Below are 18,987 nucleotides of genomic sequence, written 5' to 3' on the forward strand. Positions count from 1 at the left end.
TCACTCGTCCCCGGCCGCGACGAGCGCGGCCAGCGCCTCGACCGCCGCCTCGGCGCCCTCGCCCTCGGCGGCGAGCACCACCCGCTCGCCGTGCCCGGCGCCGAGCGCCAGCACGGAGAGCAGGCTGCGGGCGTCCACCGGGTCGCCGCCCTCGCGGGCGAGGGTGACGGGGACCGGCTGGTTCGCGGCGGCCTGGACCAGCAGGGCGGCGGGGCGGGCGTGCAGGCCGCCGGCGGCGCCTATCGCCACGGTGCGCTGGGGCATCTCTCACTCCTTGGGTCGGGGCCCGGGGCGCGGCCCCGGGGTGCGGTCACGCGGTCTCAGGCACCGCCTCGGGGCGGGCGGCCTCGGTCTCGGCGACGGGTGAACCGGTCGGGGAACGGCGGGACTTGAGGAGCACGACCAGTGCCGTGCTGAGCGCGGTGCCGGCGGCGATCGCCACCAGGTAGAGGAACGGCGAGCCGATCAGCGGGACGACGAAGACGCCGCCGTGCGGGGCGCGCAGCGTGGCCTCGAAGCCCATGGAGAGGGCACCGGTCAGGGCGCCGCCGGCCATCGCCGAGGGGATGACCCGCAGCGGGTCGGCGGCGGCGAACGGGATGGCGCCCTCGGTGATGAACGAGGCGCCCAGCACCCAGGCGGCCTTGCCGTTCTCCCGTTCCGTGCGGGTGAACAGCCGGGCCCGGACGACGGTGGCCAGCGCCATCGCCAGCGGCGGCACCATGCCGGCGGCCATGACGGCGGCCATCACCCGCAGGTTGCCGTCCCCGGCCTCGGCGAGGCCGCCGACGGCGAAGGCGTAGGCGACCTTGTTGAGCGGTCCGCCCAGGTCGAAGCACATCATGGCGCCGAGGACCGCGCCGAGCAGCACCGCGTTGGAGCCGGAGAGGCCGTCGAGCCAGTCGGTCAGCTCGCGCTGGAGGGCGGCGAGCGGCTCGCCGACCACGACGAACATCAGGAAGCCGACGACGGCGGAACCGACGAGCGGGATCACCAGCACGGGCATCACGCCGCGCAACGACGGGGGGACGCCGACGCGTTGGACGCCCATGACGACCAGGCCGGAGAGCAGGCCGGCGACGAGGCCGCCGAGGAAGCCGGCCTCGATGGTGACGGCGATGGCGCCGCCCACGAAGCCGGGGACGAGACCGGGTCGGTCGACCATGCCGAACGCGATATAGCCGGCGAGGACGGGGACGAGGAAGCCGAACGCGGCGCCGCCGATCTGGTGGAAGAGCGCGGCCCAGCTGTCGCCCTCCAGCCAGGAGAAGTGGTCGGCGACGGAGGGCGCGTCGGCGATCTCGTGGCCGCCGATCGCGAAGGAGAGCGCGATCAGCAGGCCGCCGGCGGCGACGAACGGGACCATGTAGCTGACGCCGCTCATCAGATAGCGGCGCAGCCGGGAGCCGAAGCCCTCGCCCGCGCCGGGCGCGAGCGCGGGGCGCGCGGCGGGTTCGGGGGCGCGTGCGCCGCTGCCCTCGCGCGCGGCGGCGGCGCGCGCCTCCTCGACGAGCTGGGGGGCGCGGTTGACGGCGGCCTTCACGCCGACATCGACGGTCGGCTTCCCGGCGAACCGTTCCCGTTCCCGCACCTCCACGTCGTGGGCGAGGATCACGGCGTCTGCCCCGGCGATCAGCGCCGGGTCGAGCCGGGTGAAGCCGCCGGATCCCTGGGTCTCCACGACCAGTTCGACCCCGGCCTCCCGGCCGGCCCGCTCCAGGGACTCGGCCGCCATGTAGGTGTGGGCGATGCCGGTGGGGCAGGAGGTCACGGCCACGATCCGGAACGGGCGCGATGCGTCCGAGGCGGCCTCGGACGCGGACGGCTCTCCCGCGCCGGGCGCGGACGGGTCTCCCGCGCCGGGCGCGGACGCGGACTCGGGACCGGGCTTGGCCTCGGACGCGGCGGTTTCGCTGTCGGCGGGCGGGCGCGGTGGCTCGGCACGTTCCGGTATCTCCGGCGGCCGGGTCCCGTTCCCGGCGTCGCCGTCTCCCTCCCCCGGGCCCGCGTCCCGCTCCCCCGGGCGCTCGCCGCGGATCAGGGCCGCGACGGCGGCCGGGTCGGTCGCCTCGCGCAGGGCCCGGGTGAACTCCGGGCGCATCAGGCGGCGGGCCAGCTCGGCGAGGATCGCCAGATGGTCGCGGTCGCCGCCGACCGGCGCCGCGATCAGGAAGACCAGGTCGGCGGGCCCGTCCGGGGCGCCGAAGTCGATCCCGTCCCGGCTGCGGCCGAACGCCAGCGTCGGCTCGGAGACCTGGGAGCTGCGGCAGTGCGGGATGCCGATCCCGCCCTCCAGGCCGGTGGGCATCCGCGCCTCGCGCGCGGCCACGTCGGCGAGGAACGCTTCCAGGTCGGCGACCCGCCCCGCCTCCGCCATCCGGGTGCCGAGCGCGCGTACCGCCGCCTGGCCGCTGTCGGCCGTCAGGGACAGTTCGACCAGCTCGGGAACGATCAACTCGGCCATCGCGGGCTCCTCTGCTCGCTGTCGTGCTCGGACTTCCGCACCCCGTTCAGCGCGATCCCGTTCACCGGGGCCTCGTTCACGTCGTTCCCCCGCCCTGGCCGGCGGTCAGCGGCCGGTCCACGGGCACGTCGGCCGTGGTGACCACGGCCGAGGGCGCGAGGTCGGCCGCCGTCGGCATCGCGCTGCCCGGCAGCCCGACGGCCGCCGCTCCGTGCGCGACCGCCGCCGCCAGCGCCCCGGGGCCCCGGCCGCCCGCCGCCAGGAACCCGGCGAGCGAGGCGTCGCCGGCACCGACGTCGCTGCGGACGGCGGCGACCGGCGCGTGCCCCCAGTACGTGCCCTCGGCCTCGACCAGCAGTTGCCCGTCCGCGCCCAGGCTCGCGAGCACCGCTCCCGCGCCCCGGGCGCGCAGCTCGCGCGCCGCGTCCGCCGCGTCCCCCACCGTGCGCAACGGTCGGCCGACGGTCTCGGCCAGCTCGTCGACGTTGGGCTTGACCACGTCGGGGCGGTGCGCGAGGGCGGCGACGAGCGCCTGGCCCGAGGTGTCCAACGCGATCCGGGCGCCGGCCGGGTGGGCGCGGGCGACCAGCTCCGCGTACCAGGCGGGGCCCAGGCCGCGCGGCAGGCTGCCGCAGCAGGCGATCCACTCGGCGTCGGCCGATCGGGCCCGCACGGTCTCCAGCAGCGCGTCCGCCTCGGCAGGACTCAGCGTCGGGCCGGGGGCGTTGACCTTGGTGAGCAGCCCGTCGGGCTCGACCAGGGTGACGTTGACCCGCGTCGATCCGGCGAGCTCCACGCCCACCACGTCGATCCCGCGCCCGTCGAGCAGCCGTGCCAGCAGCGCGCCCTCGGCGCCGCCGAGCGGCAGCACCGCCGTCGTCGCGCCGCCGCCGGCCGCGACGGCGCGGGCGACGTTGACGCCCTTGCCGCCGGGCTCGACCCGGTCGCCCTCGGCGCGCAGCAGGCCGCCCCTGCGCAGCGCCGGCACCTCGTAGGTGCGGTCCAGGCTGGGGTTGGGGGTGACGGTGAGTATCACGCGCGGACCACCTCCGTTCCCCCTCGTTCGATGGCGGCGGCGTCCGCGTCGCCGAGGCCGCCGTCGGTGACCAGCAGGTCGACGTCGCCGAGGCCGCCGAAGCGGGCGAAGTGGCGCTGCCCGAACTTCGCGGAGTCCGCCAGCAGCACGGTGCGCCCGGCGGCGGCGACCATGGCGCGCTTGACGGCGGCCTCGGCGAGGTCGGGGGTGGTCAGGCCGCCGTCGAGGCAGAAGCCGTTGGTGGCGAGCAGCAGCAGGTCGGCGTTGATCTCGGAGTAGGCGCGCAGCGCCCAGGCGTCGACGGCGGCCCGCGTGCGGTGCCTGACCCGCCCGCCGACCAGGTGCAGCGCGATGCCCGGGTGGTCGGCGAGCCGGGCGGCGAGCGGCAGGGCGTGGGTGACCACGGTCAACGCGCAGTCGCCCGGCAGCGCGGCGGCGAGCCGCACCGTGGTGGTGCCGGCGTCGATGATCACGCTGCCCTCGGCGGGGAGTTCGGCGAGCGCGGCGCGGACGATGCGGTCCTTCTCCGCGACGGAGACGGTGTCGCGCGCGGCGAGGTCGGGCTCGATGTCCAGCCCGCCGGCGGGAATGGCGCCACCGTGCACCCGCCGCACGAGCCCGGCCCCGGCCAGCACCTTCAGGTCACGCCGCACGGTCTCGGCCGTGACCTGGAACGCCTCGGCCAGGGACAGCACGTCGACCCGCCCCGCCTGCTCGGCGAGGCGCAGGATCTCCTGCTGACGCTCCGCTGCGTACATGTGGGTTTGCGCCCGCTTCCATGCCTGAGTCTGTTGGTGTCGGCGACAGTACGCCTCGACACCGGGAAAGTAAACAGACTCGGACATCGCACCCCGGCCGGGAAGGGGCGCGACCCGCCGCCGGCCGGGGACGGCCCACCCGGCGCACACCGGACCGACGGCGGCCGCGCCCGCCCGGTGGCCGACGGCGCGCGCGGCGCGGGCTACCGCCCGTACACGCGGAGGAAGGTCGCCACCGCCGCCCGCGCGACCTCGCGCGACTCGTCGCCGGGGACGACCCGCGTGCCCATCCGGGAGCGCGCCTCCATCGGGCCGATCAGCAGCGCCATCAACTGCTCGGCGGCCAGGGCCGGTTCGTCGGCGGCCAGCCGCCCCGCGAGGGTGAGCCGGCCGAGCGGGTCGGCCAGGGCGCGCACCACCCGGTGCGGACCGTAGGCGCCGACCAGCTCCACCACCTCGGGGAAGCGGCCGACCTCGGCGTACGGCAGGCGGCGCAGGGCGCGGGAGTCGTCGTCGCCGTGGTCACCCTGGTCGTGCGGACCGCCGTGAGCGTTACCGAGGGACTGCACCGCTCGTTCTGGCTGTCCGGCGCCGTGCCGCTGGTGCCCCTGCTGACCATCCCCCTGCCGCCGGGGCCGGCGCGGCCCCGGACGGCGGCTGCCGCGCCGGTCGACGGCGCCGACGCCGAGGAGGTGCGGTCCTGAGGCGGGGCACGGGGCACGCACCCGCAGGGCACCCCCAGCGGACGACGGGGCGCACCGGACCGGCGGGAGCCGTGGTCGCGCGCCCCGCCCCCGGAGGGCTCAGCGGGCGGCCAGGTCCCGGACGAAGGCGACGATCTCCTCGGGGTTCTCCTCCGCCATGAAGTGGCCGGAACCGGTCGCCTGGTAGGTCAGGTCGGGCGCCCAGCTCCCCCACAGGGAGGCGGCGTCGAAGCCCAGCCGCGCGCCCCAGTCCTGCGAGATCACGGCCACCGGCATGGCCAGCCCGGCGCCGCGCTCGCGGTCCGCGCGGTCCGTCTCCAGGTCCACGCCGGCCGTGGCGCGGTAGTCGGCCACGATGGAGTCGACGGCGGCGACGGAGCTGTCGACGTAGTGGGCGCGTTCCCGCGCGGTGAACGTCGTCCCGGCGGGGTCCCACGCGTCGAGGAACGAGGCGAAGAACTCGGGCGCGACCGCGCGGATCATCTTCTCCGGGAGCCCCACGGGCTGCGCCATCAGGTAGAGGTGCCAGGCGACCTTGGCGTCCACTCCGCGCAGCACCGCCCAGGTGTCCAGGGTGGGCAGCACGTCCAGGATGCCGAGGAAGGCGACGGCCTCGGGGTGGTCCAGGCCCGCGCGGACGGCGACGAGCGCGCCCCGGTCGTGGCCGACCAGGCCGAAGCGCGTGAAGCCCAGCGCGGCGGCGACGCCCACGATGTCGCGGGCCATCGTGCGCTTGGCGTAGGTGTCGGGGTCGGCGCCGGACGGCTTGTCACTGGCACCGTAGCCGCGCAGGTCGGGGACGATCACGGTGTGTTCCGCGGCGAGCCGGCGGGCGACGTGCCGCCACATGTAGTGGGTCTGGGGGAAGCCGTGCAGCAGCACCACGGCGGGCCCCTCGCCCGCGACCGCGACGTTGAGCCGCACGCCGTCGGCTCCCGGCAGGTCGCGGTAGTCGAATCCCTCGATGGTCAGGGCGGTGGGCCCGGGGTCCGTGGTCACGGGTGCTCCTCGTTGCTCTCGGTGGGGCGCGCGGGCGCCCGGGGGACATGCGGGGCCGGGGCGCCGGAGAAGATTCCGGCGGGCAGCGGGCCTCCGGCGGTCGCGGTCGCCCGCAGCGCCGGCAGCACGACCGTGTCGACCAGCGCGGCGAGGTAGTCCTCGCCGGCCGGCAGCCCGTTGACCCGGCGCAGCAGCAGGGCCGCGCCGACGACCTCCTCGAAGGGGAACGGGTCGGTGCCCTCCGGCAGCTCGCCCCGGGCCACGGCGGCGTCCACGACCCGCCGGGGCAACCGCGCGCCGGTGGGGCCGACGGATTCCTCGATCGCCTCGCACAGCTCGGGGTCCTCAAGTCCCGCCTGGAGCAGGAGCATCGCGGTCCCGCTGTCCGCCGCCCGCATCGTGCGGTCGAGCCGGCGGCAGAGGGCCAGCAGGTCCCCGCGCAGGCTTCCGGTGTCGATCGGCCGCGACGCGCCCTCCCGGGCGGGGCCGGAGCGCAGGGCCGCGACCACCATCTCCCGCTTGTGCCGCCAGCGGCGGTAGAGGCTCGCCTTGGAGGCCCCGCAGCGCCGCGCGACCTCCTCGTAGGTGACGCCCTCGTACCCCGACTCCCCCAGCATTTCGACGACCGCCGCCAGGATGCGCTGCTCCAGGCCCTCGTCACGCGGCCGGCCACGCCGGGGACGGCCGGGCTCCTCATTTCGATACGACACGATCCGTATCCTAAAGCATGTCGGGGACGACACGGGCGTGGCCGTCTCGGGGACGGCGCGCGCGTCGACCAGCGCACCGTGACCACCGCCCCGGGCGCGGTGGCCGTCTCCGAGGCGACACTCGGCCCCGGCCACCCCACGACCGGCGCGTGCCTGAGCAACCTCGCCACGACGCACTGGGCGTTGGGCCGCCGCGTCGAGGCCCTGGCGATGGCCGAGCGATGGGTGGCGGTCCTGGAAGCGACCCTGGGGCCGGACCATCCGGACACGGTCCTCCGCCTCCGGAACGTCTCCCTCTACCGACGGCTCCTCGACGAGGAGCCGGCCTGAGACGGGCGCCGGGCGCTCAGGCGACCCCGAACGCCGGCGGGTAGGTGACCGTCCCGGCGGGGGCGGGGAGTTCGGGGCGGAGCGCCAGGGTCATCAGCGCCTCGTCGGGGACGTCGAACGCGACCCGCACGCCGCGCTCCGACGCACGGCGGAAGCCGAACCGGGGGTAGTACTCGGGGTGGCCGAGGACCACCACCAGGTTCTCGCCGCGCTCCCGCGCAGCGGCCAACGCGGCCCGCACCGCCGCGGAACCGGCCCCCGTGCGCTGCCACTCGGGCCGCACCGCGACCGGCGCCAGCGCCAACGCGGGCGCGCCGCCCACCCGGCAGCGGGTGAGCAGTGCGTGACCGACGGCCGTGCCGTCCGCCGCCTCGGCCAGCCAGGAGAGCCCCGGCAGCCACGCCTCCCCGTCGGCGCGGAGCGCCTCGACCAGGTCGGCCTCGCCCGCGGTGGGGAACGCCGCCAGGTTGATCCGGCGGACCTCCTCCGCGTCGGACGGGGTCTCCGGGCGAGTGGTCCAGGCGTCGTCGTTCACGGGGCTCCGTTTCGGGGGCGAGGGTCAGGCGGACGCGGCGGCGCGCCGGTGGGCGAGGAACTCCAGGTCGGCGAAGACCGTCACCACCAGCGCGCCGAACAGCATAAGAGCGACGCCCGCCCCCGTCAGGTCGATAAAGCCGCCGAGCGCGAGGACCGCCGTCCCACATGGCGCCGGCGGCTACCCGTGCGTAACAAGTCACGCGCGCACCATTGACGGGCTTGTTGACGGCCAGTCTCATAAAGTCATGACTTCCTCCGGTGACCTGGCCGACGTCACGACGCCGCGGGACGCGCTCGGCGCGCTCAAGGACCGCGAGCAGGTGGCCGAGCGACTGCTCGCGGCGTCGGCTCGACACTCCTTCGACCCCGACCGAGACCTCGACTGGGACCAGCCCTGGCAGGACGGACTCTGGTTCTGGCCGCCCGAGTTGGTCTCGCTCTACGACACCCCGCTCTGGTACCGGATGTCCGAGGAGCAGCGCGTCGCGCTCTCCCGTCACGAGGCGGCGGCGCTGGCCTCGTTGGGCATCTGGTTCGAACTGATCCTGATGCAGCTGCTGGTCCGCCACATCTACGACAAGTCCGCGACCAGCGCCCACGTGCGCTACGCGCTCACCGAGATCGCCGACGAGTGCCGGCACTCGATGATGTTCGCGCGGGTGATCTCCCAGGGCGGCACCCCGAACTACCCGCCGGGGCCGCTGCACCACAATCTGGCGCGCGTCTTCAAGACCGTCTCCACCACCCCCGGCTCCTTCGTCGCCACGCTGCTCGGCGAGGAGGTGCTGGACTGGATGCAGCGGCTGACCTTCCCCGACGAGCGGGTGCAGCCGCTGATCCGGGGTGTCACCCGCATCCACGTGGTGGAGGAGGCGCGCCATGTCCGGTACGCCAGGGAGGAGCTGCGCCGCCAGATGCTCTCGGCACCGCGCTGGGAACGGGAACTGACCCGGCTCACCAGCGGCGAGTTCGCCCGCGTCTTCTCGGTCGCGTTCGTGAACCCCGAGGTGTACACCAACGTGGGTCTCGACCGGCGCGAGGCCGTCGCCCAGGCGCGGGCGAGCGCGCACCGGCGCGAGGTGATGCGAGAGGGCGCGCGGCGGCTGACGGACTTCCTCGACGACATCGGCGTCATGCGCGGAGCGGCGCGCCGGATGTGGCGTAGTTCCGGCCTGCTGGCCTGAACCGCGCCCGCCCGGCCGGGATCGGCACCACCCTGGCCTGAACCGGCGTCCCGCCGACGGGCGTTGAAGCGCTTCCGACGACGGGCCGGTTACCCTGCGGAGCATGAGCGGCCCTCACCCACCACACGTGCCGGCCTACCGCCGCCTGACCGTGGACGAGCGCCGCGCTCAGCTGATAGCGACCGCGCTACGCCTCTTCTCGCGGAACGCGCCGGAGGAGGTCTCGCTCGACGACGTGGCCCAACTGGCGGAGGTCTCGCGCCCGTTGGTCTACCGCTACTTCCCCGGCGGCAAGCAGCAGCTCTACGAGGCGGCGTTGCAGCAGGCGGCGGAGCGCCTCTCCGCCTGCTTCGACGTGCCGGCCGAGGGTCCGCTCAGCGAACGGCTCGGCTACGGCCTCGACCGCTATCTCGCGTTCGTCCGCGAGCACGGCGAGGGCTTCTCGGCGCTGCTGCGCGGCGGCAGTGTGGTGGAGACGGCGCACACCACGGCGATCGTGGACGGCGTGCGACGCGCGGCGGCGCAGGCGGTGCTGGGACACATGGACGTCAGCCGGCCGGGGCCGTGGCTGCGCGTGGCCGTGCGGGCGTGGATCAGCTCGGTCGAGGCGATGTCGCTGATCTCCCTGGACGAGGGCGAACTGGGCCTGGCCGAGCTGCGCGACTACCTGGTCGACCTGCTGGTCGGGCAGTTGGTGGTCACCTCGGCGCACGACCGGCAGACCGCCCGGGTGCTGCGCTCGGCCGCCGCGCTGGAGCCGCCGGACGGGCGGGTGGCCACCCTGCTGGAACGCGCGGCCCACGCGGTGGCCGCCGAACCCACCGGCGCCTGAGCCGGGGACGCGCCGGGGCATAGGCTGCCCCGGTGCGAGCTGTGGAGACTTCCTTTGTCGGCGGGCCGCTGGACGGCGAGACGCTTCCGGTGCTGGTGGGCGCGACGGGCCGCCCGCCGAAGGTCTACGAGGTGCCCGTTCCCGCCGACGAGGGCGGGGACGACGGCGCGCTGAGCGCGGTGCACGTCTACCACCTCGAAGCGGCCGGCCACACCCGCCGGCTGCGGCTGCCCAAGGGCTGGCGCTATGTCCACGACCCGGACGGCGTTCCCTCCCGCGCCTACCGCAGACGTCTGCGCGCCGGCGGGCAGGGCGACACCGGGGATGTCGAGGGCGGGCACCCGGGCTCGGACCGCACCCCGGAGTAGCGCGACCACCCGTTCGCGCCTCCCGGCGTGCGCGGGGCGCGAGGCCATGCACACCATCGCTGCGCCGATCCCGCCCGAGGGTGGCGCGACGGCGAGAGGAGTGGCCTGATGCCCCGAGGGACCGTCGTGAGCGCCGCGCTGCTGGTGGCCGCCACCGCCCTGGCGACCGGCCCCGCCGCGGCGGCCGAGCGGCCGCCCGGCCAGCCTGCCGAGGCCGCCGCCCTGCTGACCGAGCTGCGCGAGCTCTACCACGAGGCCGGCGCCGCCACCGAGGCGTACAACGAGACCGGCGAACGCCTCGCCGAGCAGCGCGCCGAGGTGGAACGCCTCACCGCCCGGCTGGCCGACACCCGGGGCGAGCTGGCCGGCGCCCGCCGCACGGCCGGCAGGCTGGCCGCCGCCGAGTACCGCACCGGCGGCTCGCCCGAACTGCCGCCCGTGCTCCGCCTGTTGCTCACCGACGAGGAGCCGGCGCGGGCCCTGCACGACACCACGGTGGCCCGCCGGGCGGCCGCCGGGCAACTGGCGGAGGTCCGCCGGCTCGCCGAGGCCGAGCACGAGGCCGACGCCCTGGCCGCCGAGGCCGACGAGGCATGGGAGGAGGAGCGCCGGCTCGCCGAGGAGCAGCGCGACCGCAGGGACGCGGCCCACGAGCGGATGAACGAGGTGGCCGGGCTGCTCGCCGGCCTGAGCGGGGAGCAGCGGAGCGAACTGTCCGCGTGGGAGGAACGCGAGACCGCCGCCGGGCAGCGCGAGTTCCTCGCCGCCCACCGGCCGGCGGAGGACGGGGACGCCCCGGACGGCGCGGCGGACTCGCCGGGCGCGCGGGCGCTGGCGTGGGCGCTCGACCAGCGGGGCAAACCCTACGAGGCGGGCGCCGCGGGACCCGACGCGTTCGACCCCGCGGGGCTGGCGCTGCGCGCCTGGGAACACGTCGGTGTGACCGTCCCCCGCACCAGCGCCCGCAGCTGGCAACTGCTGCCCCGCGTCCCGCTGGAGGAGCTGCGCCCCGGCGACCTGGTGATCTACCACGAGGACGCCAGCCACACCGCGCTCTACGCGGGCGACGGCACCGTGGTCCACCCGCCGGCCCCCGGCCGCGACATCGCGGTCACCCCGCTCGCCCACGCGCCGGTCAAGGGGGCGGTGCGCCCCGAGGCCGGCTGAGCACCGCGCGGGGGACGCGGCCGCGCGAGCGACCGCCGACCGGGGCCCGCGACGCGGCCCTCACGCGCGCGCCGTTCAGTCGTCGAGCGAAGCCCAGAAGCGCTTCAGCACGTCGGCGCCGCGGGCGGGGTCCTGGAGCATCCAGTAGTGGCTGAGGCCGTCCAGCTCCACGGTCTCGGCGCCGACCCGCTCCGCCACCTCCCCGTCCAGGTCCGGCCGGGCCATGGGGTCCTCGGTGGGCACCAGCACCAGCCCCCGCGCGGCGGCGGGACGGTCGAACGCGCGGCCCCAGTCGGCGTGCAGGTTGGGCGTGGCCGAACGGTAGAGCGCCAGCACGGCGGCGCTCATCCCCGGGTCGTGGACCTCATCGACCTCCTTCGCGAGCTCGGGGCTCATCCCCCGGAGCGTGAGGTGGTCGCCGAGGGTGGGCCCCGGCGAGTCGACGCGCAGCGAGGCCAGCGACTCCTCGCCCTCCGGGCTGCGCTGCCACAGCGTGGCGGCCTCGTGCCACCGGTAGTCGGGGTGCCAGCCGTGCGCCACGTCGGAGACCCAGCTGCGCACCGGGACGTCGTGGGCGGAGACCACCCGCATCGCCAGGTGGCCGCCCCAGTCGTGGCCGACGAGGTCCAGCGGGCCTTCCAGGGCGCGGAGCTCCCGGACCAACCAGTCCGCGTAGGCGTCCTTGTCCGCCAGCTCCCGCGGATGCCCGCAGCCGAAGCCCGGCAGCCGCAGAGCCGTGGCGGGGCGGCCGATCCGCGCCCGGATATCGTTCCAGAGGGATGGGGTCTCCGGTACTCCGTGCACCAACACGACGGTCATGGAAGCTCCAGGGATCAGTGAAGTAGATTACCTATCCGTTTCACCGTACCAGCAAACCGATACGCTATCCACTTGCGCTTTCCGTCCACGAGGAGACCCATGCGCGCCGACGCCGCCCGCAACCGGCAGCGGATCTTCGCCGAGGCCTGCCACGCCGTCGCCGAGGGCGAGACCGCCGTCACCCTGAACGAACTCGCCCGCCGCTGCGGCGTCGGCGTCGGCACGGTCTACCGGGTCTTCCCGACGCAACGGGCCATGCGGGAGGCGGTGTTCGAGGAGTCCGTCCGCGCGCTGCTGAGCGCGGCGGCCGAGGCGGAGACCCGCCCCGACCCGGCCGACGCGCTCATCGACTTCCTCGACACGGCGCTGACGGCCGCCCTCGACCGCCCCGGGCTGATGGACGTGCTGATCACCGGGGACGACGAGACCGAGTCGCTGCACCAGGCCAAGATCGACCTGGCCACGGCGGTCTCCCGCCTCCTGGCCCGCCTCGACCCGGCCCCCGCCCTCACCGGCGAGAACCTGCTGAAGCTGCTCTGCGGACTCATCCACGCGGTCGGGGAACACCCGGAGGAACGCCGCCCCGCCGCCACCGCCGGCTATCTCGCGCTGCTGCGCACGGGGCTCACCCCGCCACCGGGCGGCACAAGCGCCCACCGGCGGTGAGGGGCGCGCGGAGACCGCACCTCCCGCCTGAGGCGGTTCGTGCTCGACGAGGGCGACGCGTCGGCGCCGGCCGGCGTCCCGGCCGGGCCGACGGACTGACGCCGTCCGCCCGCCCCGCCTCGTGACGTGTCGCTCCCGCGCTGCCGCGCACGGGCTCGCCCCGCCAGCGTGGCACCGCTCGGGGAGGCGGTGTAGCCGGGGACCTGGAAAGGTACCGTCACAGGTACCGGAGAGGAGCGCGGACCATGCCGGCGCTGAACATCACCTTCACCGAAGAGGAGATGGCCGCTCTCCGGAGGCAGGCCGCGAGGGAGAACGTCAGCCTCAAGACCCTCGTGCACGACGCCGTCCTCGCGGAGACCCACCGGCGCAGGGTGACCGCCGCCGCCGTCAGGACGGCCCGCATCTCCGCCGGGCTCAACGAGCGCCTCGCCACCAAGTAGGGACGCGTCATCACCGAGTACCTGGACGCCGACGACATCCTCCACATCGCGCGGATCAGCTACGGCACCCCCGTCGGCGTGCGCGACTGGGGGCTGCTGCAGAGCGCCGTGGCCCGCCCCCAGTCCAGCGTGTTCGGCGAGGACGCATACCCCACGCCGTTCGAGAAGGCCGCGGCACTCCTGCACTCCCTCGCCAGTAATTACAGCCTGGTGGACGGCAACAAGCGGACCGGTTGGGCCTCCGCCATCGACTTCCTGGACCTCAACGGCCACCCCCTGGCGGAGCCGCTGGACGAGGACGCGGCCGAGGAACTGGTGCTGGCCGCCGCGCAAGCCGAGCTGTCGAATCCGGCGATCGCCTCCCGCCTGAGGCGGTTCGCGCTCGACGAGGGCGACGCGTCGGCGCCGGCCGGCGTCCCGGCCGGGCCGACGGACTGACGCCGTCCGCCCGCGCCGCCTCGTGACGTGTCGCTCCCGCCCGGTCCGGGTGCGGCCCGCTACCGGTGGGGGCTGGTGGCCTGGCGGAGTTCCGCGCGGACCTCGGGGGTGAGGAGGTGGCCGGCGCGGCCGACCAGGCGGGCCATCTGGTAGGTGACGACGCTGATGTCGACGGTCGGGTCGGTGTAGACGCCCAGCAGCGAACCGTCCGAGATCGCCATCACCAGCAGGTTCCCCGTCTCCATGGCGACAAGCGTCTGCTTGACCTGCCCGCCGTCCATCAGCTCGGCGGCACCCCCCGTGAGGGAGCCGAGGCCGGAGACGACGGTGGCCAGGTCGGCGGCGGCACCGCTCGGGGTGCCGCCCGGCCAGCGCGGGGTCGGCGGGCCGGTGAAACCGAACGTGGCGGGAGCGCCGTCGGCCTCCGACTCCGAGGAGAGCAGCGGCAGTCCGTCGGTGGAGACCACGGCGACGGAACGGACGCCCGGCACCTCGTCCACCAACTTGCCGAGCAGCCACCGCAGGTCGCGCCCGCCACGGCTGACGTCCTCCTGCTGCCGCGTTCCGGTCCCCGAGCTCATGACGGCTGTTCCTCTCCGTAGCGCCCGGGCCCTTCGCCGGGTCCTTCCGCCGGCCCCGCCCCCTGATCGGGGTGGCCGACCGGGGCGGGACCCTCCCCGCCCAACTCGCCTGGCCCCTCCAGGGCCGCGTCGCGGTGGCCCTCCCTGGCGCCGCGCTGGAAGCCGCCGAGGCGGCGGCGCAGCTCGTCGGGGTCGACCGTGCGGTTCCTGCCGGTGTCCTGGCCGCCGTTGCCGGCCGAGGCGACGCGGGTGCGGACCGGCAGGCCGCTGCCCGTCACCACGGGCGCGGAGTCCGGCGCGCGGGTGTGCTCGGGGGCGCCAGGGGCCGCGCCGCGCACCGGCAGGCCGCCGGTGGCGGGTCCCTCGGGCACCCGGCCGACGGGCCACTGGCCGCTCGCCGTCGGGTCGCCGGGGCCCTGCTCGCCGAACCCGGCGTCGCCGTAGGGACGTTGCCCGTAGCCGGGCCCGTCCTGGTACCCCGTCCGGTCGCCGTAGGGCGCACGCTCGCCGTAGCCGGCGTCGGGGTGGCCGGCCAGGGGGTGCTGACCGGTGGTGGACGCGGTCGGTCCCGGCTGGAGCGTCGGGTGGGCGCCGGTGTCGGCCTCGGGGACGACGACCGGCGTCGCGCCGGTCCTGGCCGCCGGGATGGTCGGGTGGGCGCCGCTGGCCGGACCGGCCAGGGAGTCGGCGGGGAAGCCCGTCGACTCGGTCACCGAGTGCACCAGCGCGCCGGGCACCAGCACCTCGGCCGTGGTCCCGCCCGCCGGGCGCGCCACCAGCCGGCACCGCAGCCCGTGCCGGGCCGCGAGCCTGGCCACCGTGTAGAGCCCCATGCCGATGTGCTGGCCGTTCCCGCCGTCCGCGCCGGGCGGCGGGGTCACCGGGTCGGCGAGCCGCGCGTTCAACTCGGCCAGCCGGACCTCGGTCAGGCCCCGGCCCTCGTCCTCGACGGTCAGCAGCAGCTCGTCGGCCTGCCAGTGGCCGGCCAGCCGCACCCGGGTGCCGGGCGGGGCGGAGACGGCCGCGTTGTCCAACAGCTCGGCCAGCAGATGGCTGATGTCCCTGGCCGCGTGCGCGGCGATCCTCGTCGGCGGCGGCGGAACGGTCTCCACCAGGTCGTAGCGCTCTATCTCGCTGACCGCCGCCCTGGCCACGTCGATCAGCGGCATCGGCGCGGTCAGCAGCCGGACCGGCTCGGCGCCGGCCAGCAGCAGCACGTTCTCGCTGTGCCGCCGCATCCGGGCCGCGAGGTGGTCGACGGAGAAGAGGACCGCCAGCTGGTCGGGGTCGGTCTCGTGCTCCTCCAACCCCTCGATCACCGAGAGCTGCTCCTCGACGAGGTCCAGCAGCCGCTGCGCGTGGTGGGCGAACATGCCGTGCACCGCGCCGTGCAACGCGGCCATCCTGGCGGTGAGTTCGCGCTGCTCGGCCAGCAGCCGGTCGCGCTCGGCGCGCAGCCCGCCGCTGGACCGCTCGGCCTGGGCGGCCTGCCGCTGGAGCTCACCGGCCCGTTCGCGCAGCGCGTTCACGGAGGCGACCACCTCGGCGAACTCGTCGTCCCTGCCGGTGTAGCGGACCGGCTCCTGGTGCACCGGGTCGGCGGCGACCCGCCGGGTGCCGAGCCGCACGGCGGCCAGCGGCCGGGTCAGCGAACGCGCCGACTGCACGCTCACCGCCAGCGCCAGCAGCAGCGCGACCGCCACCACTCCGGAGGTGACCAGCAAGGACGTCAACTCGTCGTCGCGCAGCGTCTCGACGGCCTCGGTGTGCTCGGTGACCAGCGAGGCGAGCACCCCGCGCTGGAGCCCGACGCGCGCCATCAGCGCCTCGTCGACCTCGGCCGGGTCGAGCGCGCGGTCGGCGGCGTCGAGGGTGGCGGCGTCGGTGAGGACGGCCAGGTACTCCTCGGCCGCCTCGCTGTCGCCGCCGGCGACCGTGGAGCGGTAGGCGTCGCCGCCCTCGGGGTCGGCGATGGCCAGGAAGTCGGCGAGCGCGGCGGTCTCGGAGACGTTCTCCCGCTGGGCGAGACCGGTGAGTTCACCCTGCTCGCCGTCGCCCACCAGGGCGGCGAGCAGCAGGCCCCTGGTCGCCGACGCGGCGTGCACCGCGCGGGCCAGGTCGGGCAGGGCGTCACTGGTCGGGCTGACCGCGTCGGACGGCGCGGAACGGCTGACGGCGCGCAGCATCCCGTCCAGGCCCTCGACGGCCGCCGTGTAGGCGCGGTGGATCTCGACCGGCGTGGACTCGCCGGCGAGCGCCCGCTCGCGCTCCCCGGGGAGCGCGTCCAGGTGCTCGCCCAGCTCCGGGTCCACGGCGTCCCGCAGCTCGGCCACCCGGCGGTCGGCACGGGCCTCCGCGTCGTCGGTCAGCGCGGCGTCACGGTCGGCCTGCTCGCCGGCGGCGGCGACCACCAGGGCGTCGCGCTCGTCGGCCAGGATGTGCGAGAGGGAGAGGGCGCGCTCGCCCAACGCCGAGTCGTCCAGGAGCTGTTGGCCCTCGTCGAGCGCCTGGACCCGGTCGGTCACCGCCGGGGCGCCGGCGAGGAGCACGGCGATGGCGGTCAGCAGCAGGGCGATCAACAGCCGGGTGCGCACCCGGGCGCGACGGCGGCGGGCGGCGTGGGACCGCTGGCCGGCGGCCGGGAGTGTGGAAGGGGCAGAACCACCTTCGTCCCGCGATGTCGTCTTCCGCACCTGTGCTCGCATTCCTGTCACTTCGGCTCCGACCCTGCCAGCGCCGACCGGGGCGGAGGCGGCCCCACCGGCCCCGCCACCCGAAGGAGTGAACAACACCCCGGAGTTGGCGGACAAGCTCACGTCACCTGGTCGGGGCACCCGCTCGATGACTTCGGCTGGTTTTCGCTGGTGTTCCTCCCGCGCTCCTGGCAAGATCAGCTTCGCCTGGGCGTCTATCGGCTCATCTCCCGCCAAACACCAGCAAATGCCACTCTACGGCAGACTGTTGGACATGCGCATCCAGTCGGCCACCGAGCCGGGCACCCCCGGACAGCCCAACGAGGACTTCGCCGCCGTGGCCATGCCCACCGAGGCAGGCGAGGGGGCGCTGGTGGTGCTGGACGGCGTGACGGCGCCCCGGGGGGATTTCGGGTGCGCACACGGGGTCGCGTGGTTCTCCGCGCGTCTCGGGGGCACGCTGCTGCGGGCCCTCGCCCGCACTCCGGCCCCGACGTTGCGCGACGCGCTGGCGGAGTCCATCTCCCGCACCGCGGACGCCCACCGGGGCACCTGTGACCTTTCTCACCGACGTACACCGCAGGCCACCGTGGTGTGCGCGCGCTGGGACGCGACGCGGGTCGAGCATCTGGTGCTCTCCGACTCCGCGTTGCTGGTCGAGGCGCCAACGGGCCTCGTGCGTCCGGTACTTGACACCCGGCTGGACCAGGTGCGGCCCCGGGCGCGCGCGTTGCCCCGGGGCGAGCGCGCCGCGTTCGTCGAGTCGCTGCGCAACGCGCCCGGCGGCTTCTTCACCGCCGCCGCCGACCCGGCCGTCGCCGAGCACGCGGTGGTGGGCGCCGCTCCCAGGCACGAGGTGCGGACGCTGGCCGCGCTGACCGACGGGGTGGGCCGCTGGACCGAGACCTTCCGGCTGGGGGACTGGGCGGCGCTGCTCGCGTCGCTCAAGGCGCGCGGCCCCGGGGGCGTGATCGAGGAGGTGCGCGCGGCCGAGTCCGCCGACCCGGAGGGCGCCGCGTTCCCCCGGGGCAAGGCCCACGACGACGCCACCGCCGTCCTGCTGACGCTCTGACGGCGGCCGACGACCGGCGGCCGACGGCCACGGCGTTCCGACGCGCGGCACGGCCCGGGGTGGGCGCGGCGCCAACGGGGGCGCGTCCGTGGCAAGTTGATCCGGCGACACGGACCACGCACCGGCTTTCACGTCGTTCAGCGCCCCCGGGGCAGAGCTGCGCCGGTTTTCCCTTCCTGACCCGATCTACCCGCGTTACCGTCGAATTGGGACGTTGACATGGCCACAGCGCAGGGCCGTTGACGCTCCCTCTGTCCCCCCTTCGCACGGTTCTCGGAAGGCACATTCATGCCCCTGACCGACCCGGGGGCGCACGGCGGGTCCGCCCGCCGCCGCTCCTCCTCCCCCATCCCCCACCCCACCCGCACCCCCCTCCTGTCCCTCGCGGTCGCGCTCGGCGTCGCGCTGGCGCTGCTGCTGGCCGCGCCGGGACCGGCGGCGGCCCACGACGAGGACCCGCAGGCGCACCCGGACTTCGGGTCCGCCTCGATGGGTTCGACCCTGCTCGCGCACGAGGGCGACCAGCAGACCTTCGCGCCGCCCGAGGTGAGCCCGACGGCCACCGTCGAGGGCGTGGACGTCTCCAGCCACCAGGGCGACGTGGACTGGTCCACGCTCTGGGACAGCGGTGTCCGCTTCGCCTATGTCAAGGCGACCGAGGGCACCGGCTACCGCAACCCGTACTTCGGGCAGCAGTACGACGGCTCCCACGACGTCGGGATGATCCGGGGCGCGTACCACTTCGCGCTGCCCAACGCCTCCGGCGGAGCCGACCAGGCGGAGTACTTCGCGTCGAACGGCGGCGGCTGGTCGGCCGACGGGAAGACGCTCCCCGGCGTGCTCGACATCGAGTACAACCCGTACGGCTCGGCCTGCTACGGCCTGAGCCACTCGGCGATGGTCGACTGGATCAGGGACTTCAGCGACACCTACCGCTCCCACACCGGCCGGGACGTGGTGATCTACACCACCACCGACTGGTGGAAGCAGTGCACCGGCGACCACGCGGGCTTCGGCGCGACCAACCCGCTGTGGATAGCCAGGTACGCCTCGACCCCGGGGACGCTGCCGGCCGGCTGGGACTTCCACACGTTCTGGCAGTACACCTCGACGGGCCCGACGGTGGGCGACCACAACCAGTTCAACGGCTCGATGGACCGGCTCCAGGCGCTGGCCGACGGCTGAC

22 protein-coding genes are annotated in these 18,987 nt (G+C 75.5%); 11 read left to right on the plus strand and 11 right to left on the minus strand.

Annotated features, from left to right (window positions below; all coding sequences use genetic code 11):
* The 5 genes from CRP51_RS04445 to CRP51_RS04465 all read right to left on the minus strand — a co-directional run bounded on the left by CRP51_RS04445 (position 1) and on the right by CRP51_RS04465 (position 4,827).
* Positions 1 to 264 (minus strand): HPr family phosphocarrier protein, encoded by a 264-nt coding sequence (locus tag CRP51_RS04445; protein WP_097229645.1) that lies wholly within the window; start codon positions 262 to 264, stop codon positions 1 to 3.
* A gap of 46 nt (positions 265 to 310) precedes the next feature.
* Entirely contained in the window at positions 311 to 2,464 is a 2,154-nt protein-coding gene (locus CRP51_RS04450) for a PTS fructose transporter subunit IIABC (RefSeq protein WP_097229646.1), read from the minus strand.
* 76 nt (positions 2,465 to 2,540) lie between these two features.
* Positions 2,541 to 3,500, minus strand: a complete 960-nt coding sequence (gene pfkB / locus CRP51_RS04455) for a 1-phosphofructokinase (protein WP_097229647.1) — start codon at positions 3,498 to 3,500, stop codon at positions 2,541 to 2,543.
* A complete protein-coding gene (locus CRP51_RS04460; protein WP_097229648.1) occupies positions 3,497 to 4,258 on the minus strand; it encodes a DeoR/GlpR family DNA-binding transcription regulator in 762 nt (253 codons plus the stop codon). The genes pfkB and CRP51_RS04460 overlap by 4 nt, the downstream gene beginning before the upstream one ends.
* 203 nt (positions 4,259 to 4,461) lie before the next feature.
* Positions 4,462 to 4,827, minus strand: coding sequence for a TetR/AcrR family transcriptional regulator C-terminal domain-containing protein (locus CRP51_RS04465; RefSeq protein WP_212615822.1), 366 nt, complete (start codon positions 4,825 to 4,827; stop codon positions 4,462 to 4,464).
* Between CRP51_RS04465 and CRP51_RS29090 the strand changes: the two genes are divergently transcribed.
* Positions 4,804 to 4,962, plus strand: a complete 159-nt coding sequence (locus tag CRP51_RS29090; protein ID WP_212615824.1) for a hypothetical protein — start codon at positions 4,804 to 4,806, stop codon at positions 4,960 to 4,962. The two genes, CRP51_RS04465 and CRP51_RS29090, sit on opposite strands and share 24 nt — an antisense overlap.
* A 99-nt stretch (positions 4,963 to 5,061) precedes the next feature.
* Here CRP51_RS29090 and CRP51_RS04470 read toward each other — a convergent pair whose 3' ends face one another.
* Positions 5,062 to 5,961, minus strand: a complete 900-nt coding sequence (locus tag CRP51_RS04470; protein WP_245880366.1) for an alpha/beta fold hydrolase — start codon at positions 5,959 to 5,961, stop codon at positions 5,062 to 5,064.
* On the minus strand, positions 5,958 to 6,671 hold the full coding sequence (locus tag CRP51_RS04475; protein ID WP_097229650.1) for a TetR/AcrR family transcriptional regulator: 714 nt from the start codon (positions 6,669 to 6,671) through the stop codon (positions 5,958 to 5,960). Before CRP51_RS04475 ends, CRP51_RS04470 begins: the two co-directional genes overlap by 4 nt.
* Before the next feature lie 78 nt (positions 6,672 to 6,749).
* On the opposite strand from CRP51_RS04475, the gene CRP51_RS29095 reads away from it, so the two are divergent.
* Positions 6,750 to 7,001 carry a tetratricopeptide repeat protein gene (locus tag CRP51_RS29095; RefSeq protein WP_212615826.1) on the plus strand — a complete coding sequence of 84 codons (252 nt, stop codon included), beginning with the start codon at positions 6,750 to 6,752 and terminating at the stop codon, positions 6,999 to 7,001.
* A 16-nt stretch (positions 7,002 to 7,017) separates the two neighbouring features.
* Here the strand turns inward: CRP51_RS29095 and CRP51_RS04485 are convergent, their stop codons facing one another.
* Entirely contained in the window at positions 7,018 to 7,536 is a 519-nt protein-coding gene (locus tag CRP51_RS04485) for a GNAT family N-acetyltransferase (RefSeq protein ID WP_097229651.1), read from the minus strand.
* 247 nt (positions 7,537 to 7,783) lie between these two features.
* Here CRP51_RS04485 and CRP51_RS04490 point away from each other — a divergent pair, with 247 nt between their 5' ends.
* The 4 genes from CRP51_RS04490 to CRP51_RS04505 all read left to right on the plus strand — a co-directional run bounded on the left by CRP51_RS04490 (position 7,784) and on the right by CRP51_RS04505 (position 11,089).
* The gene (locus CRP51_RS04490) at positions 7,784 to 8,722 is read left to right on the plus strand and encodes an AurF N-oxygenase family protein (RefSeq protein ID WP_097229652.1); all 939 of its coding nucleotides are present in this window, start codon (positions 7,784 to 7,786) and stop codon (positions 8,720 to 8,722) included.
* A gap of 103 nt (positions 8,723 to 8,825) precedes the next feature.
* Positions 8,826 to 9,554, plus strand: a complete 729-nt coding sequence (locus tag CRP51_RS04495; protein ID WP_097229653.1) for a TetR/AcrR family transcriptional regulator — start codon at positions 8,826 to 8,828, stop codon at positions 9,552 to 9,554.
* 32 nt (positions 9,555 to 9,586) lie between these two features.
* Positions 9,587 to 9,922, plus strand: a complete 336-nt coding sequence (locus tag CRP51_RS04500) for a DUF8847 domain-containing protein (protein WP_245880367.1) — start codon at positions 9,587 to 9,589, stop codon at positions 9,920 to 9,922.
* Positions 9,923 to 10,030: 108 nt separating this feature from the next.
* A complete protein-coding gene (locus CRP51_RS04505; protein ID WP_097229654.1) occupies positions 10,031 to 11,089 on the plus strand; it encodes a C40 family peptidase in 1,059 nt (352 codons plus the stop codon).
* A 75-nt stretch (positions 11,090 to 11,164) separates the two neighbouring features.
* Here CRP51_RS04505 and CRP51_RS04510 read toward each other — a convergent pair whose 3' ends face one another.
* Positions 11,165 to 11,908, minus strand: coding sequence for an alpha/beta fold hydrolase (locus tag CRP51_RS04510; protein WP_097229655.1), 744 nt, complete (start codon positions 11,906 to 11,908; stop codon positions 11,165 to 11,167).
* A 99-nt stretch (positions 11,909 to 12,007) separates the two neighbouring features.
* Here CRP51_RS04510 and CRP51_RS29905 point away from each other — a divergent pair, with 99 nt between their 5' ends.
* From CRP51_RS29905 to CRP51_RS04525, 3 genes are all read left to right on the plus strand, one after another.
* A complete protein-coding gene (locus CRP51_RS29905) occupies positions 12,008 to 12,574 on the plus strand; it encodes a TetR/AcrR family transcriptional regulator (RefSeq protein ID WP_097229656.1) in 567 nt (188 codons plus the stop codon).
* A 245-nt stretch (positions 12,575 to 12,819) separates the two neighbouring features.
* Positions 12,820 to 13,017, plus strand: a complete 198-nt coding sequence (locus CRP51_RS04520) for a hypothetical protein (RefSeq protein ID WP_097229657.1) — start codon at positions 12,820 to 12,822, stop codon at positions 13,015 to 13,017.
* 21 nt (positions 13,018 to 13,038) lie between these two features.
* A complete protein-coding gene (locus tag CRP51_RS04525) occupies positions 13,039 to 13,455 on the plus strand; it encodes a type II toxin-antitoxin system death-on-curing family toxin (RefSeq protein ID WP_212615835.1) in 417 nt (138 codons plus the stop codon).
* A 59-nt stretch (positions 13,456 to 13,514) separates the two neighbouring features.
* Here the strand turns inward: CRP51_RS04525 and CRP51_RS04530 are convergent, their stop codons facing one another.
* The gene (locus tag CRP51_RS04530; RefSeq protein ID WP_097229659.1) at positions 13,515 to 14,036 is read right to left on the minus strand and encodes a roadblock/LC7 domain-containing protein; all 522 of its coding nucleotides are present in this window, start codon (positions 14,034 to 14,036) and stop codon (positions 13,515 to 13,517) included.
* Positions 14,033 to 16,729: a sensor histidine kinase gene (locus CRP51_RS04535; RefSeq protein ID WP_170970432.1), complete on the minus strand. Its 2,697-nt coding sequence runs from the start codon at positions 16,727 to 16,729 to the stop codon at positions 14,033 to 14,035. The genes CRP51_RS04530 and CRP51_RS04535 overlap by 4 nt, the downstream gene beginning before the upstream one ends.
* Positions 16,730 to 17,003: 274 nt before the next feature.
* On the opposite strand from CRP51_RS04535, the gene CRP51_RS04540 reads away from it, so the two are divergent.
* Both CRP51_RS04540 and CRP51_RS04545 read left to right on the plus strand, forming a co-directional pair.
* The gene (locus CRP51_RS04540) at positions 17,004 to 17,801 is read left to right on the plus strand and encodes a protein phosphatase 2C domain-containing protein (protein ID WP_097229661.1); all 798 of its coding nucleotides are present in this window, start codon (positions 17,004 to 17,006) and stop codon (positions 17,799 to 17,801) included.
* Between the two features lie 288 nt (positions 17,802 to 18,089).
* Positions 18,090 to 18,986 (plus strand): lysozyme, encoded by an 897-nt coding sequence (locus tag CRP51_RS04545; protein WP_097229662.1) that lies wholly within the window; start codon positions 18,090 to 18,092, stop codon positions 18,984 to 18,986.
* The last annotated feature ends 1 nt before the right edge of the window (position 18,987 follow it).

The sequence above is a fragment of the Streptomyces zhaozhouensis genome (genome assembly GCF_900230195.1).
Classification (GTDB): domain Bacteria; phylum Actinomycetota; class Actinomycetes; order Streptomycetales; family Streptomycetaceae; genus Streptomyces; species Streptomyces zhaozhouensis.